The sequence below is a fragment of the Streptosporangium becharense genome (assembly GCF_014204985.1).
GTDB classification, from domain to species: domain Bacteria; phylum Actinomycetota; class Actinomycetes; order Streptosporangiales; family Streptosporangiaceae; genus Streptosporangium; species Streptosporangium becharense.
Window position 1 is genome coordinate 7278628 of the sequence record NZ_JACHMP010000001.1, and the last position, 15411, is coordinate 7294038.

Consider the following 15411-nt stretch of genomic DNA (forward strand, 5'->3'; position numbering starts at 1 on the left):
GGACCTCAGCCGGCCTCTCTCACGTTCCGTGCGGTCAGGTACAGGACGGTCTTCACCTGGAAGGGCGTCAGCCCGGGGTGCTTGCTCAGGATCAGCGCGCAGCGGGCCGCGACGTGCGGGGTCGCGAAGCTGTTGCCGGTGCACCGGGTGCTCCCGCCGCCGGGCCAGGCCACCTCCACGTCGGACCCGCGGGCGAAGAACTCCACCGGCGGACGCGGGTTGTACAGCACCAAGTGCGGGTCGCTCTCGGCGTGGCTGCCCACGGAGACCACCGACGAGAACCGCCAGGGGAAGCTCTCGACCGGCAGGTTGTGCGCGGACGCCACGAGCACCGTCCGGCGGAAGTAGGCGAGGTCGCCGAGCTCGCGCAGCGGCTCGGCCAGGTGCCTCCTGTTGGTGGACAGGCTCAGGTTCACCACGTCGAAACCCTGCTCGACGGCCCAGCGCAGGCCCGCGAGGAAGGCGTCGCCGGTCCCGGAGAAACCCGCCCCCAGCACCTGCACGCTGTACAGCTCGCACTCGGGGGCGATCGAGCGGATGATCCCCGCGCACGCCGTCCCGTGCCCGCACGTGTCGGCCATGTCGCTCTCCTGGACGACGGCCTTGCCGTCGGGGCCCGCCACCACCGCGTACGCCCCCTGCACCGGGGCCACCAGGGGGTGGTCGCGGTCGACCCCGCTGTCCACCACGCAGACCCGCACACCACGCCCGGTGGCGCCATGCCACGCCCACTCCGGGGTGACGACGGAGTTGCCCGCGGGGGAGACGGCGAGATCGTCCTCGTGGCCGAGCCGCCAGGTGAGCTCCGGATGGACGGTCATCGGCGGCCCGCCAGCCGCAGGGCCCACCCGTGGCCGACGAGATGCCCCTTGGCCGCGAACTCGGCCGCCGCGTCGCGCGCGACGGCCGCGCTCTCCCCGTGCGCACCCAGAGCGGCGAGGCTGTGGGCGTTGCCGAGCAGCACCGTGGCGCGGCAGACCGGGGAGTCGGTCTCACCGGCCTCGCGCAGTGCCCGCTCCATGAGGTCCCCGGCGTCCTCCCGGGATCCCCGGGCGGCGAGCACCCGGGCCAGGATCGCGTGCAACTCGGCCGTGTTCATGGGGGTGCCAACCGGGGCGGCCCCCGGCGGGCCCTCCAGCGCCGCCCGTGCCCACTGCTCGGCTCCGGCGAGATCCCCCCGGTGCGCCAGCGTCCGGGCCAGGTCACGCGAGGCGGTCGCCAGCAACTGGCCGTCGCCCAGGTCGAGCGCTCGGGCACACGCCCCGCGGAGCAGGTCCTCGGCCACGTCCCAGCGTCCCGCGAGGGACTCCACCGCCGCGGAGAAGATCGGTATGAACGCCTCGGCGTAGGCGTGCCGCAGGCCGGTCAGCACGCGTCCGGCCTCCACGAGCGCGTCCCTGGCCTCGCCGAAGCTGCCGCGCATGGCCAGCAGGACCGCCAGCGGGCAGCCGACGACGGCACGCACGATCCCGCGGTCCCTGCCGTACGCGGACAGCAGGGCCCGGCACTCCGCGACGGCCACCGGGGCCGGTTCCGGACCCAGCCAGAGGGTGGCGGCCAGGTTGCCCAGGATGGTCGCGCGCTCCAGCTCGGCGTCGGAACGCACGGCGTAGTCCAGGGCACGCCGCAGCATGTCCCTGGTCTCGGCGAACCTGCCCCGCCCCTGCGCCTCCTGGGCGACCATCGTCCAGGCTCTGGCCAGTCCGAGGTCGTCCCCGGCGGCCTCGAAGACGGGGATGGCCCGCCGCGCGACCTCGCGGGACCGGGAGGGCTCGAAGTGGGTGAGGAAGAGCGAGGCGTGCGCCGCGACCAGCGGGTCGGCGCCGTCCGCGGTCCTGCGCAGCACCTCGGTCAGCAGCCGCCGCCCCCCGGCCACCTCGCCCAGGGTGATCCTCGCCTCGGCGACACGCCCGCTGACCCGGGGCCAGTCGGCATGGTCGGGCCCGAGCAGGTCGGCGCCCCTGCTGAGCAGGTTCTCGGCCCTGGACAGGTCGCTTCTGCGCAGCGCGACGGCACCGGCCCCGGACAGGCGCGCCGCGGCCCCGCCCCGCAGCCGCGCGGTGTGCTCGTCGTGGGGGCCGAGGTCGGCGCGGAGCCGGTAGGCCTGTTCCAGGTGCGTCCCGACGACCTCATCCCCGCCGCCGGCGGCGGCCAGCCGGCCGGCGAACCGCTCGTGGAGCTCGGCCCGGCGCCGTTTGGCCATGCCGCCGTACACCACCTCCCGGATGAGCTCGCTCGCGAACCGGAACGTCGCCTCGGTCCGGTGCTCGACGAAGCACTTGTGCCCGAGTTCCTCCAACGGCCCCTCCAGCGGACCCTCCGGCCCGCCGGCCCCCCGGACGGCCTGCAGCTCCTCGACGGTGAACTCCCTACCGACCACTGCGGCGCACTCCAGGGTGGCCCTGGCGTCCGGCCCGAGCCGGTCGACGCGGGCCGCGATGAGCGCGTGCACGGTCAGCGGCAGGCCGTGCGGTTCCTCACCGTCGCCGAGCATGGCCACCAGTTGCTCCAGGTAGAGGGGGTTGCCCTCGGCGCGCTCGGCGATCCGCTCCAGGAGCGTGCCGTCGTGCGGCATCACCTCCACCAGCTGGGAGACCAGCAGCCGGGAGTCGGCCGGTCCGAGCGGACGCAGGGACAGGCGGGAGGCGGGCTGCCAGCCGGGCGTCCGGTCGAAGAGGTCGGGGCGGGCCACGCACAGCACCATCACCGGCACGTCCCGCAGCTCCTCGGCGAGATGGCCGAGCAGGTCGAGGACCGGCCCGCCCGCCCACTGCACGTCGTCCAGCACGATCAGCACGTACGTGGAGCGGCCCAGGTCCCGCAGCAGGGTGCGCACCGCCCAGGAGGTCTCCTGGTACGAGGGGTTCGGCGTGCCGTCCTTGAGCAGACCGGCGCGCAGCACGGCCAGGGCCTCCGGATCGGGCGTGCCCACGGTCACCAGCTCGCGCATCGCGTCGGCCACGCCCAGCAGCGTGCCGCCGGCGCCGTACGGGCGGCAGCGGCCGGACCCGACGAGCACGCCCCGCCGGCTCGCCCGTTCCGCCCACAGCCGGGCCAGCCGGGTCTTGCCCACCCCGGCCTCACCGTGCAGGGTGACGATGCGGCAGCGGCGTCCCCGGATGACCCGGTCCAGGGTCCGGTCGAGCTCGCGCAGCGGTTCCTCCCGGTCGACGAAGGGGACGTCGAACCGGCGGAGCACCGCGGGGTCGTCGGATCGCATCGCGTCCAGCCGCCAGGCGGTGACCGGGTCGCGTTTGCCGCGCAGCACCAGCGGCCCGGCCGCGCGGCCGACGGCGGACGGGCCGACCAGGCGCCAGGTCTCGGGCCCGAGCAGGATCTCCCCTGGCCCGGCGAGCTGCTGGAGCCGGGCGGCGGCGTTCACCGCATCCCCCGCGACGAGTGCCTGCTCGCCGTGGGCGTGGCCCGAGGCGACGACCTCGCCGGTGTTGACCCCGATGCGAACCCCGAGCCGGATCCCCAGGTCACGGTCGAGCTCGTCGTTGAGGCGTTCGAGCGCCGACCGCATGTCCACCGCCGCGCGGGCGGCGCGCAGCGCGTCGTCCTCGTGCAGCCGGGGCACGCCGAAGACCGCCATGACGGCGTCGCCGATGAACTTCTCCACGGTGCCGCCGTGCCAGGCCAGCTGGTCGCGCATGAGCGCGAAGTAGCGGATCAGGACCGCGCGGAGGGACTCCGGGTCCAGCCGCTCGCTCAGCGCGGTGGACTCGGCCAGGTCGCAGAAGACCACCGTGACGATCCTGCGCGTCTCCGCCGGCGCCGACGTGGCCAGCCGCGTGCCGCACGAAGGGCAGAACCGGGGCCGCCCCGGCGTCTCGGCCAGACAGGAAGGGCATCGCATGATCGTCCCCGATTCAGAAGAGCAGTCCGCCGACGATGTGCGCCTCGACCTCCGGGGCGTTCTCCCGCAGCTGCTCGTGGATGGAGACCAGGAGCGCGACCTCGGCCTCGCTCAGCGAGCCGACGACCTCGCGCTGCTCGGCGCCGACGATCGAGAGGTCGATCCCCGCCCGGGCCAGTTCGTGAAGGGGGTCAAAGGTCATCTTTCCTCCCGGGGTGGCCGAGTGATACCAGGTCGCCGTAGGGCGGGCAGCCGTATCTGCCGGCGAACCCCGTCCCCCCGCCGGCCAGCTGCATGTCGCGGACCTGCCGCTCCATCAGGAGGGCGACGGGCGTCGGCGGGGGAGGGGCGACGTCCAGCTCCCGGCAGGTCTCGCAGTACCCGCTCCCCGGCGGGGCGCCGGCCAGCCGCAGCGGTCCGTACGTCCGCAGGGCACGCAGCACACCGGAGTCCAGGCAGCGTTCCCGGACCGTGCCCCAGTCGTCGCGGCCCGCGTGTCCCAGCAGCAGGTGGCCGGGGACGGGGCGGTGGTCGACGACGTCCTGGTTGCAGCACGCGGTGATCGTCCCGTCGAATCCGACGGTGGGCCAGGCGGCCATCGCGCACGGCAGGGCGGACGCGAGGGCGGCCGTCCCCGAGTGCGTGGCCCCGGTGGACGCGGCCCCGGTGGACGCGGCTCCGGCGGAGCCGGACGGCCGGGCGGGCGAGGCGCCTCCGGTGGGCTCCGCGGCCCCGGTGGGTGCGGTCCGGGCGGCCGGTGCAGCGGAGGCGGCCGGTGCGGCGGAGGTGGCCGGTGCGGCGGAGGCGACGGCGGCGGGTACGGCGAGTGTGCGGCCCCGGCCGACGGGCTGCACCCGGCTCACCAGCATCGGCACCCGGTCGTCGAACTCCCGCCGGACCGCCGCGGTGACCTCGCGCAGGTAGGGGTCGTCCGGCCCGGTCCCGGTGATGTGGAAGCTCAGGTCCTTGCCCCGCGCCAGCAGCGTCCGCATGACGGCGAAGACGCTCCGCCGGGGCACCTCCTCCTCGTGGAAGGCGTCCAGGCTCGCGGAGAAGTGGTCGGCCGCCTCGATCGCCGCGGCGATCGCGGGCGGGATCCGGGGGGCGAAGAACATGCCCGACAGGATCATCGTCCGGCTGCCGGCCCGGGCCGCGGTCTCGGCCAGGGAACGGGCCAGCGCGGGCCGGAGCAACGGTTCGCCACCGGTGAGCATGACCAGCTCGGGCCGGTCCCGCCGAGTGAAGGTCGCGGTGAAACGCCGGAAGACCTCCCCCGGGTGCTCCTCGGCCGACAGGAGCGAGCCGGTCGAGCAGTGCCGGCAGCGCAGCGGGCAGCGCCGGGTGATCGCCATGAGCACCGCGGCGGCGGGGACCGGACGTAGGGCCAGGATGTCCGTCAGGTGCACGGCGACACCTCCGGGGGTGCCGCGGCGAGCTCGCGCAGGAGCACGGCCGCCGCGTGCACGGTGTGCAGGGCACTGGTCCCGACGGCGGCCTGCCGCTCCGGCGCCGGGGCCAGGTCGTCGAGCATCCGGTCCAGGTCGTCGCGGTGCCCCGGGTCCAGCGCGGCGTGCCGCCACAGCGTGCCGAACGCCGCCCGGGGGTATCCGGTGCGCCGCTCGACGTGCTCCAGAAGTGCCCGCGAGGGCGCCTCACCCTCCAGCACCGCGATGTATCCCAGCAGGGCCACGGGGTGGTGGTGCAGGACCCAGTAGTACTGGGCCCCGACGAGCCCGGCCACCGACGGCGGCGGCGTGCGGCGCAGCAGTTCCTCGGCGGCGGGTTCGACCAGCGCGAGATCCCCGCGCAGCCAGTCGTCGTGCTCCGCCTCCTCGGCGGCGTGCCGGTCGAGGTAGCCGGCCAGCCGCGTCTCGCCCAGCTCGGCGCACCTGGCCGAGGCCGCCCGCAGCAGCGGCACGGAGGCCCTGATGACCATGTGCATCGCGCACAGGTAGTCGCGGTAGCGCCGCCGCGGGTCGGGGGCGTGCCACAGCGCGCTTCCGGCGTTCCGCAGCGCGTGGCCGGTCAGGCCGATCTTCGCCCGCAGGACGGTGCTGGGGGGTGTCATCGGGCTCCCGTCGTCTGGACGAAGTGTGACCTCGGCCGGTTCGATAACGGTTGGGAGCCGGTATGGAAGCGCTTGGCGTCGCCGCGGACGCGCTGCTCAGCGCCCGTAGCGGTGGCGGGCCGGTCGACTCTTCAGGGAAGCTCCCACAGATCATGTCAACGATCTCCGGCGCTTGTATGACAAGCCAGATCCTGCTCGCTCCTGTGCTAGCGGCTTACTTGGGCCGCCGTCGCCAGGCGATGGACAAGCGATGTCGGCAACTACGCTCTTGTTCTCATGTCCCCGGCCGAGGCCAAGAGCGCCAACTCCCGAGTCTTCCCCTCTGTCGGAGACACCGACTTCAACACCCCGCCCAAGCTCACCGCCACTTTCACCCCGGTCAGCGGTCCACCGTCGTCAGCCCGCCGGGCCAGAGGGCGTGGAGGTCTTCACAGCCCCGGCACCAGGGGCATGGATGCGCCGCTGCCCGTCGCCGAAGCGCAGGCACACGCCCTGGGCTTGGCGTACGACCGCTCAGTGGCGGGCCGTTGGTCTCGCCGCGTTATCGTGGGAGACCAGTACTGCGTCGGAGGCGAGTCAACAGGTCAGGCGCGCAGCGGGAACGGCAACGGCGGGCAGGCTACGTCGAGCGAATGTACAGGGTTCTTCACGGATATCCACGATGTCATCAAGGCCTACGGCGGCGACATCATGAAACGTAAATAGAGAAGGAAAACCCCGTGCCCGTTTCCGTCCTGAGGCGAATCTGCTGCACACTCCTCTTGGCGTCATCGACGATGGTGTTGACGGCATGCGGCAGCCAGACCAGTTGGTGGCGAATCAACATCGCGACACTGTCGCTCGACGGTCTGACCTTGACCGCGGAACTGGCCTTCGGAGAGCCTAAGGCTGATGGCACCCACTGCGAGAAGGTGACGGACACGGAAGTGGTCGAGTCCCCCTCTCAAGTGATTCTTGGAGTTCGGGTACTCAACTCCTGTGCCCCCAGCTTTCCATGGGATCAGAGAAACATCGCGGGGATGGAATACTCATTCCCCGTGAAACTCAAGCTGAAAGAGCCGCTTGCGGGACGTGTCGTCCTCGATAGGGAGAGCGGCCTGCCCGTCAAAGTCGAAAAATCGAACAACGAGCCATGACTTAATCCCTCCCCTGGTCTGTAGGCGTCGGTGACGCCTTAATAGCGATCCACCATACTTATGGAGCCGTCCCTTGGCGGGGTCCCATCCGATCACCTCGATCGGATGGAACCCCGTCGTCTTTCAGGTTGGCATGGTCGTCAGCAGACTCATCCACGTATGCGGGGCGGGTGTGGAGAGAAGTGCCGGAGCTGAGGCCACTGGAACGGCCGCAAGCGCCATCTGCTCGTCGACACGCTCGGGATCGTCCGCAAGGTCTATGCGAGCGCGGCGAATCCCGGGAATCGGGAGGGGGGCCACGATGCTGCCGGCCGGTCTCAGGGCCTACCCGCACCTGACCTGTGGCGGGGGGAGCAAGGCTACCGAGACCCGTTCATGCAGTGGGTCAAGTAGGTCACCGGGATCACCTTGCAGGTCGTCGTCCGGCGTGACGGTGGCGTATGACACACCCGGGCACCGATGGAAGCGCTTGGCGTCGCCGCGGACGCGCTGCTCAGCGCCGTCTCAAACCGGATTCCAACCGCCGTCGAAGCGCCGCTTAACCGGGCGCTCCCACAATGAGCGCCACGCGCCGAAGAGGGAGCCGGATATGGCGGATGTCGCCGTCGAGACCAGCGGACTGCGAAAAACCTACGTGAGCTCGTCCGGGGTGACGGAGGCGGTGGCCGGCCTCACCCTGCAAGTGCCGAAGGGTGAGCTGTTCGGCCTGCTCGGGCCGAACGGCGCGGGCAAGTCGACCACGATCGGCATGCTCACCACCAGGATCGTCCCGACGGACGGCGTGGCCAGGGTGGCGGGGGCGGACGTGGTGCGCGACCCCATCGCGGTCAAACGCCGCATCGGCGTCGTGGCCCAGTACAACAACCTGGACCGCCAGCTCACCGTGCTGGAGAACCTGGAGTTCCGCGGCCGGTACGCGGGGCTGCCGGCGAAGGAGGCCCGGCGGCGGGCCCTCGAACTGCTGGAACGGTTCAGCCTCGGCTCCCGGGCCGGTGCCCGGGTCACCGAGATGTCGGGCGGCCAGGCGCAGCGAGTGATGATCGCCAGGGCGTTGATCCACCGGCCGGACGTCCTCTTCCTCGACGAGCCCACCTCGGGCCTGGACCCGCAGACCCGGGTGAACCTCTGGGACATCCTGGACGGGATCCGCGCCGCCGGGCAGACGGTCGTCCTGTCCACCCACTACATGGAGGAGGCCGAGCGGCTCTGCGACCGGATCGCGATCGTCGACCACGGCGCGGTCCTGGCCTGCGGCCCGTTGCCGGAGCTCAAGGCGTCGGCCGCCCTGGAGACCGTGCTGACCCTCACCTACGACGAGGACCCGGAGAAGATCGTCGAGCAGGCCCGGCGGCTGGGCGGCGTCCGCGGCGCCGAGGTCTCCGACACCCGCCTGCGCGTCCTCACCCAGGCGCCGGAGGGCATCCTCGCCGACCTGGTGCGGCTGAGCCAGGAGGCGGGGCTCACGCTGACCGACGTCCGGGTCGTCCGGCCCAGCCTCGAAACCGTGTTCCTCACGCTGACCGGACGGGAGTACCGAGAATGACGGCGTCGACCATCGCGGCACCGGCCGCGCCGCGCGGCCACGCGCACACCGCGCGCGGGTACGCGCGCACCTTCGGGGCGTTGCTCGCCCGGGATCTGCGGGTGATGCGGCGCGGCCTGCTCTCCTTCGTGGCCCGCACGGTCCTCCAGCCCGTGCTGTTCATCTTCGTGTTCGCGGTGGTGCTGCCCGCCATCGGGTACGGGGCCGGCGGCCCGGCCCCGGGCGGGCAGACGGAGACGTTCGCCACGATCCTGGTGCCCGGCCTGGTCGCCTCGGGCATCGTGCTCCAGGGCATCTTCGCCGTGACGACGCCGCTGGTCATGGAGCTCTCCTACACCAGGGAGATCGACGACAGGGCACTGGCGCCGATCCCCGTCTGGGCCGTCGGCGTCGAGAAGATCGTCGCCGGGGCGGTGCAGGGGGTGGTCGCGGCGGTCGTCGTCTTCCTCGCCGTGCTGTTCGTGCACGGGCCCGGCCAGGCGCCCGACCTCGACTTCGGACGCTGGCCGCTGCTGGTCGCCGTGCTGGTGCTGTCGTCCCTCCTGACGGCCTGCCTCGGGCTGCTCATCGGCACGGTGCTGCCTCCGCAGCAGCTCAGCACCCTGTTCGCGATCTTCATCGTCCCGCTCATGATGCTCGGCTGCGTCTACTACCCGTGGGACGCGCTGGACGCGCTGCCGTGGTTGCAGATCACCGTCCTGGCCAACCCGCTCGTCTACGTGAGCGAGGCGCTGCGCGGCGCGCTGAGCCCCGGCGTCCCCCACATGTCCGAGGTGGTCGCGCTGGCCGTGCTCGTCGTGGGGACGCTCGTCACCGGCGCGCTGTCGCTGTGGTCGTTCACCCGGCGCCTGGTGGCCTAGCGATGGGCGGCGACCTGCCTCCGGAACGGTCCGAAGCCCTTTCTCCCGACCGGTCCGGGGCCCTGCCCACCGACTGGCCCGGGGCTTTTTCTCCCGACCGGTCCGGGGCCCTGCCCGCGGACTTCTCCGGAGCCTTGCCCACGGACTGGTCCGGAGCCCTCATCGGCCGCGACGCCGAACTCGCCGGCCTGCGCGACCTGCTCGGCTCCGCGCGGCTCGTCACGCTGACCGGCCCGCCGGGGGTGGGCAAGACCTGCCTGGCGCACGCGTACGCCCGCGCGGCCGGCTACCCGGGGGGTGTGTGGTTCCACGACCTGGCCGCCGATCCGGGCATCCCGGTGACCGTGCCGGGCGACGGGCCGGGCGGAACGCCGGGCGACGGGCCGGGCGAGGGTCCGGCGCTGCTCGTGCTCGACACCTGCGAGCGCGAGGCCGACCGGTGCGCCGTGACCGTCCCGGCGCTGCTGCGCGCTCGCCCCGGGCTCGTCGTCCTCGCCACCAGCCGGGAACCGCTGGGCGTCCCCGGGGAGGTGACCTGCCGCCTGGCCCCCCTGACCACGGCGCAGGCCGCCCGCCTGTTCGCCGAGCGCGCCGCGGCGCGGGGACGGCCCACCGGCCCGGAGACCGGGGCGGCCGTGGCTGAGGTCTGCCGGCGTCTCGACGGCCTCCCGCTGGCCGTCGAGCTCGCCGCCGCGCGCTCGGTCATGCTGTCGCCGGGGCAGATCGCCGAGCGGCTGGACGACCCGTTCCGGCTGCTGGCCGGTGGGAGCCGCACCGCCCACCCGAGGCACAGGTCGCTGGAGGCGGCGATCGGCTGGAGCCACGCGATGCTCCCCGACGACGAGCGGCTGCTGCTGAGCAGGCTCACCGTGTTCGAGGACGGCTTCGTCATCGACGACGTGGAGGGGGTCTGCGCTGGTGGTGACATCAAGGCCGACGCCGTCGTCGACCTCCTCGCGCGGCTCGTGTCCAGGTCCCTCGTGGAGTGCGACACCGCCGGCGCCGTGACCGGTTACCGGCTGCTGCGGACCGTTCGCGCCTACGCCCGGCGGGAGCCGCACGCCGGCGCTGTCACCGGCGCTGTGACCGGCGCTGTGACCGGCACCGTCCGCGGCGCTGTCACCGGCACCGGCGACGAGGCCGCCGACGAGGCCGGGGCCGTGCGGCTGCGCCACGCCGAGTACTACGCGGCGCTGGCCGAGCGGGCGGCGGAGGCGGTCACCACGGGCGCCGCCGCCCCCCACCTCGACCGCGTCGAGGCCGCCTACGCCAACATGCGGGCGGTGCTGCGCTGGTGCACCTCCGGCGGGCCGCCGATGGTCGGTGCCCGGCTGGCGAGCGCGCTGGAGACCTACTGGATCGTGCGGGGACGCCTGCGCGAGGGACGGGGCTGGCTCGCCTCGCTCGCCGCCGCGGGCGGCATGGTCCGCGGGGAGGTGCTGGCCGGGACGACGCTGAGCGTCGCGGTGCTCTCCTGCGCTCTCGGCGAGTACGCCGACGCGACGGCCGCCTGCCGCCGGGCACTGGAGATGTTCCGGGAACTGGGCGACGAGACCGGCCAGACCAGGGCCCTGGCGGTGCTGGCGGGCCTGCGGACGATGAGCGAGCCCGTCCCGGCCAGCCGCACCCTCACCGAACTGGCCGAGCGCGGCCCGGCCCCGGCGGGTCACGTGTGGAGCGGGGTGCCCCTCCTCCTGCTCGGGCAGGCCCGCCTGGCCGCGGGCGACCTCGCCGGGGCACGGGCGGCCCTGGAACGGTGCGTCGCCGCCGGCCGCAGGCACGGCTCCGAACTGAGCCTGGAGACGGGCCTGCTGGTCATGGCGCGGGTGGCCGTCTACCAGGGTGCGTACGCCGAGGCGGAGAGCGCGTTCCGGCAGGGCCTGGCCGCCTCGTACCGGATGGGCGACGTGTGGGGCAGGGCGGCGGCGCTCAGGGGGCTGGGAGAGGTGGCCGCCTGCCGCGGCCGGTACGGGCCTGCCGCGGAGCGCCTCGCCGAGGCGGTCAAGGCCGCCCGCTCGGCGGGGTCGCCGCCGCTGCTGGGCGACTGCCTCGACACGCTCGGCAGGACACTGCTCGACGTCGGCGAGTACGGGGCGGCCAGGGAGGTCTTCGCCGAGGTCGTGGAGCTGGGTGGGAGCACCGCCGCGCGGCCGGCCGCGATGGGGCTGGCCGGGCTGGGCGGTGCGATCCTCGGATCCGTGGGCGCCTCCGCCGCCCTGACGTTCGCCGAGGAGGCCGTGGCGCGGGCACGCGAGACCGACGACCGGCCCCTCATCCGGTGGTGCCTGTTCGTCCTCGGCCAGGTCACCCGGCGCGACGACCCGGCCCGTGCCGCCTCGGCGCACCACGCGGCGCTCAGGGCCGGCGCCGCGATGGGCCTGCGCGCTCAGACCGCCGACTCGCTGGAGGCCATGGCGGGCCTCGCGGCCGGGCAGCGCCGTCACGAGCACGCCGCCCGGCTCTTCGGCGCTGCCCAGTCGTCACGTGACCGGCTGGGACTTCCACGGCCGCCCGCGGCCGGGCCCCAGTACGGGGCCGACCTCGCGCGGGTGCGCGCCGGGCTGGGCGAGGAGAGGTTCGCCGCCGCCTGGGCCGAGGGCACCGGGCTGGACGTCGGCCAGGCCGTCGGCTACGCGTCCCGGGGCCGGGGCCCGCGCGGGCAGGGGATCGGCTGGGCCTCCCTCACCAGGGCGGAACGCCAGGTGGCGCTGCTGGCGTCCGGCGGGCTGACCAACCGTGAGATCGGCGCGAAGCTCTTCGTCTCGCCGCGCACGGTGCAGGCCCAGCTCTCCAGTGTGTTCGCCAAGCTCGGCCTGTCGTCACGCAGGGACCTGGCCCGGGAGTTCGACTCGCGGTCCAGGTCCCTGCTGGGGCGGGACTCACCCACCGGCCCGGCCGTCCCCGCCCAGCGAGACCACCCCGGTGAGGCAGAGGATCCTCAAGGCGGAGTCGCACACCTCACGGGACAGCTCGGTGGTTGACGTGGCACACGTCTTGTCCCGCCACTCGGCCACCGTGATCCCCGGGGCCGCCGCCTCGAACGCGGCCAGGAGCGGGCCGTCCAGCGGGTAGCCCACCGCGCCGCCCCGCGGGAACAGGTAACCCCGGCGCTCGCGGGCCAGCGCGTCGAACCCCAGCGTGAAGTCGCGCAGCAGCAGGTGCACCGGGTAGTCGGCCCAGTGGACGGCCTCCGGCGCCACCCGGTCGACGAGCGCGTCACCGCTCAGCTTCGGCGGGTCCTGCACGGTCGTCGCCCGCTGGGCCCGCACCGCCTCGTCCCAGGCGATCCCGTCCAGCAGCAGGCGGCTCACCTCGGGCGGGAAGTCCGCCTCGATGCGGGGCACCGGGTCGGCGCCCGAGCCCAGGTCGAGGCGTTCGGCGACGGCCGCCACGTCGCACCCGGGGACGGAGATCAGGCAGCGCAGCAGCGTCGGTGCGCGTTCCTGCAACGCCTCGACCCGCCGGGCGAAGACCATCGCCCGCTGGTAGTCCTCGATGCCGAACCCGCGGGAGCGGACGACGAGCGGCGGCTGGAAGTCGAAGAACTCGATCCCGTACTGCTCGGCGTACTCGAAGAAGTCCGTCCCGGGGAAGGCCATCAGCGGTGCGAAGTGCACCTTCTCCACGCCGCTCGCGTAGGCGAAGCGCACGCTCTCCCGGACCTTGTCGGCGTCGTCCCCCGGCATGCCGATGATGATGTCGGCCGCCAGGGCGTGGTTGTGGTGGCGGCGGATCAGGGAGGCGGCCTGGGCGAACCGCTGCCGGTCGAACCGGCGGGCCGCCAGCTGGAGCGTGTCCGCATCGGACGACTGGATGCCCAGGGTGATCACCCGGCACCCGGCCCGGTTCATCGCCCGCACGTAGTCGAGGTCGACGTGCTTGACGTCGGGGTAGACGTCCACGACCGTCGCCCGGTTGTGCTCGGCGATGATCTCGAAGATCTCCATCGCCCGGTGCCGCGAGATGCCCAGGTGGGCGTCGCACACCCGCAGGTGGGGGATGCGGCCGCGCAGCAGGTAGGCCAGCTCGCGCTCGATCCGCTCCATGGGGAACGCGCGCAGCTTCGGCGCGCTGTACAGGCAGAACCGGCATTTCTGCCGGCAGCCCCGGCCCGTCTCGTAGGCCAGGACCGCGCCGGGCCGCCGCCGCAGGATCGGCTCCAGGGGCAGCCTGTCCTCGGTGAAGACCAGCGGCAGCGCCGACAGGTCGACGTCCGGCGGGTCGTCGTTGTGCACCGGCTCACCGTCCACCCGCCGGGTGAGCCCCGGCACCGCCGCCAGGTCGGCGTCGCGGGCCAGGTGCTCCAGCAGGCAGGAGTAGGCGTCCTCGGCCTCGCCGCGCAGCACCAGGTCCAGCCACGGGTACTCGCGCAGCAGGTGGGCGGCCATCCGCCGGGAGTTGGCCTGGGCGCCGCCCCACACGACGCGGCAGTGCGGCAGGTGCCGCTTGACCATGCGTCCCATCCGCACGAACTCGTCGTGGTTCCACACGAACGCGGAGAAGGAGATCACGTCCGGCCGGTGGTCGAACAGCCGCGCCATGAAGGCGTTGTAGTGGCCGAGGTAGTCCTCGGCCAGGCTGCCCACGTCCTCATGGAACCAGACCTGGTGCTCCACCTCGGCGGGGGAGAGCCGGTCGGCCACGACCGCCCGGATCAGCTCCACGCCCAGCGAGAACCCGTCGTCGTTGGAGTAGACGAGCACGGCCTTCATAAGGATCTCCCCGGTATCGCCCTCGGCCGCGCCGCGCGCAGCCCCTCGGCGAGCCGGTCGAAGGCCGCCGTCGCCCGCACGTGCATGTCCCGGTAGGCCGCGGCCTCGACCGGCTCGTCCGCCAGCGCCCGCTCCACGACCTCCAGGAGGTCCTCGGTGGCCTGCGTGCCGCGGTGGGTCCAGTGGCGGTGCGCCAGGCCCAGCTCGCCGGTGAGCTCGTGCAGCTTGCTCGTGCCGTTGCGGCGGCTCCAGAACGGGTCGACCGCGACGAACGGGACGGCGCCGCGCAGCGCGAGGACCGCGCTGTGGTAGCGGGAGACGAGGACCAGGTCGCAGCGGGCCAGGGCCTCGCGCAGGTCGTCCGCGCCGGTGCAGCGGATCTCCCGCGTGCGGGCACCCGGCACCGCCCGCGCGAGCCGGGCGCCGACCTCCTCGTCCCCGTAGATGTTGGGCACCGTGATGAACTCGATGTCGGCGAAGCCCGCCAGCTCCACCAGCGTCAGGCCCAGCTCCGTCATGAACCCCAGCCCGGCGGCCCGCTCCTGCGGGCCGGACGCCTCGGCGAGCACCTGCTCGGGGGGCACGCACAACGCCGGGTCGACCGTCCCGGGCCGGGTGAGGTTCCGGCCGACGAGGTGGGTGACCAGCTGCGCGTTCGGCCCCGGGGCACCGACGGCCACGCCGATCAGCGGCCGGCGGCGGCGCGGCCGGGACCGCGCCGGCGCCGGCGGCAGCGCGAAGGACGGGTCGGGGACGACGCCGGCGGAGACGCCCGTCGCCTCGGCCATCCTGCGGGCCGCCCCGGCGCTGCGCACGGTCAGGTGGTCGATGCGGGCCCGGACCGCCTCCAGGTAACCGCGCCAGTCGTCGCGGCCCGCCCCGGGCGTGTCGTCCTGCAGGCCCACCCCGTGCCAGGCGACCCACACGCCCGGGTCGAACGCCCGCGGCTCGGGCCCCAGGCAGAACACCTGCATGATCGGATGCCGGAACGGCGGCCCGCTCCACAGGCCGCCCGCCATCACGACCGCGTCGAACGATCCGGCGCCGGGCCAGTTCCCCGCCCCGTCCACCCAGAGCGGCACCGGGTCGGCCGCCGTGCTCCACGGGCAGAAGTGCCGGAAACGCGCGTCCGGCAGGCGGCGGGACAGCTCGGCCTCGGTCACCGCCGCGAGCAGCCGGTCACCGATGTTGGGCAGGCTGCTCCCCGCCCAGATCGCGATCCGCTCGGCCATC

The 15411-nt window shown here is 73.7% G+C and carries 12 protein-coding genes; 5 read left to right on the plus strand and 7 right to left on the minus strand.

Going from position 1 to position 15411, the window contains the following annotated elements; translation table 11 throughout:
- Positions 1–5 precede the first annotated feature (5 nt).
- The 5 genes from F4562_RS31450 to F4562_RS31470 are packed head-to-tail and all read right to left on the minus strand — an operon-like array spanning position 6 to position 5927.
- Positions 6–821 (minus strand): S8 family peptidase, encoded by an 816-nt coding sequence (locus F4562_RS31450; RefSeq protein ID WP_184540333.1) that lies wholly within the window; start codon positions 819–821, stop codon positions 6–8.
- The gene (locus F4562_RS31455) at positions 818–3859 is read right to left on the minus strand and encodes an AAA family ATPase (protein ID WP_184540334.1); all 3042 of its coding nucleotides are present in this window, start codon (positions 3857–3859) and stop codon (positions 818–820) included. Before F4562_RS31455 ends, F4562_RS31450 begins: the two co-directional genes overlap by 4 nt.
- A 13-nt stretch (positions 3860–3872) precedes the next feature.
- Positions 3873–4061 (minus strand): aroma-sacti cluster domain-containing protein, encoded by a 189-nt coding sequence (locus F4562_RS31460; protein ID WP_184540335.1) that lies wholly within the window; start codon positions 4059–4061, stop codon positions 3873–3875.
- The gene (locus tag F4562_RS31465; protein ID WP_184540336.1) at positions 4051–5265 is read right to left on the minus strand and encodes a radical SAM family protein; all 1215 of its coding nucleotides are present in this window, start codon (positions 5263–5265) and stop codon (positions 4051–4053) included. The genes F4562_RS31460 and F4562_RS31465 overlap by 11 nt, the downstream gene beginning before the upstream one ends.
- Entirely contained in the window at positions 5256–5927 is a 672-nt protein-coding gene (locus F4562_RS31470) for a hypothetical protein (protein WP_184540337.1), read from the minus strand. The genes F4562_RS31465 and F4562_RS31470 overlap by 10 nt, the downstream gene beginning before the upstream one ends.
- 450 nt (positions 5928–6377) lie before the next feature.
- Between F4562_RS31470 and F4562_RS31475 the strand changes: the two genes are divergently transcribed.
- The 5 genes from F4562_RS31475 to F4562_RS36095 all read left to right on the plus strand — a co-directional run bounded on the left by F4562_RS31475 (position 6378) and on the right by F4562_RS36095 (position 12447).
- On the plus strand, positions 6378–6632 hold the full coding sequence (locus tag F4562_RS31475) for a hypothetical protein (RefSeq protein ID WP_184540338.1): 255 nt from the start codon (positions 6378–6380) through the stop codon (positions 6630–6632).
- 14 nt (positions 6633–6646) lie between these two features.
- Positions 6647–7063: a hypothetical protein gene (locus F4562_RS31480; protein WP_184540340.1), complete on the plus strand. Its 417-nt coding sequence runs from the start codon at positions 6647–6649 to the stop codon at positions 7061–7063.
- Positions 7064–7652: 589 nt separating this feature from the next.
- A complete protein-coding gene (locus tag F4562_RS31485; RefSeq protein ID WP_184540342.1) occupies positions 7653–8606 on the plus strand; it encodes an ABC transporter ATP-binding protein in 954 nt (317 codons plus the stop codon).
- Positions 8603–9466, plus strand: coding sequence for an ABC transporter permease (locus F4562_RS31490; protein WP_184540344.1), 864 nt, complete (start codon positions 8603–8605; stop codon positions 9464–9466). The genes F4562_RS31485 and F4562_RS31490 overlap by 4 nt, the downstream gene beginning before the upstream one ends.
- Positions 9467–9600: 134 nt before the next feature.
- On the plus strand, positions 9601–12447 hold the full coding sequence (locus F4562_RS36095) for a helix-turn-helix transcriptional regulator (protein WP_184540346.1): 2847 nt from the start codon (positions 9601–9603) through the stop codon (positions 12445–12447).
- On the opposite strand, the gene F4562_RS31500 is transcribed toward F4562_RS36095, so the two are convergent.
- Positions 12346–14178: a B12-binding domain-containing radical SAM protein gene (locus F4562_RS31500; RefSeq protein WP_184540348.1), complete on the minus strand. Its 1833-nt coding sequence runs from the start codon at positions 14176–14178 to the stop codon at positions 12346–12348. The two genes, F4562_RS36095 and F4562_RS31500, sit on opposite strands and share 102 nt — an antisense overlap.
- Entirely contained in the window at positions 14175–15410 is a 1236-nt protein-coding gene (locus tag F4562_RS31505; RefSeq protein ID WP_184540350.1) for a polysaccharide pyruvyl transferase family protein, read from the minus strand. Before F4562_RS31505 ends, F4562_RS31500 begins: the two co-directional genes overlap by 4 nt.
- Between the last annotated feature and the right edge of the window lies 1 nt (position 15411).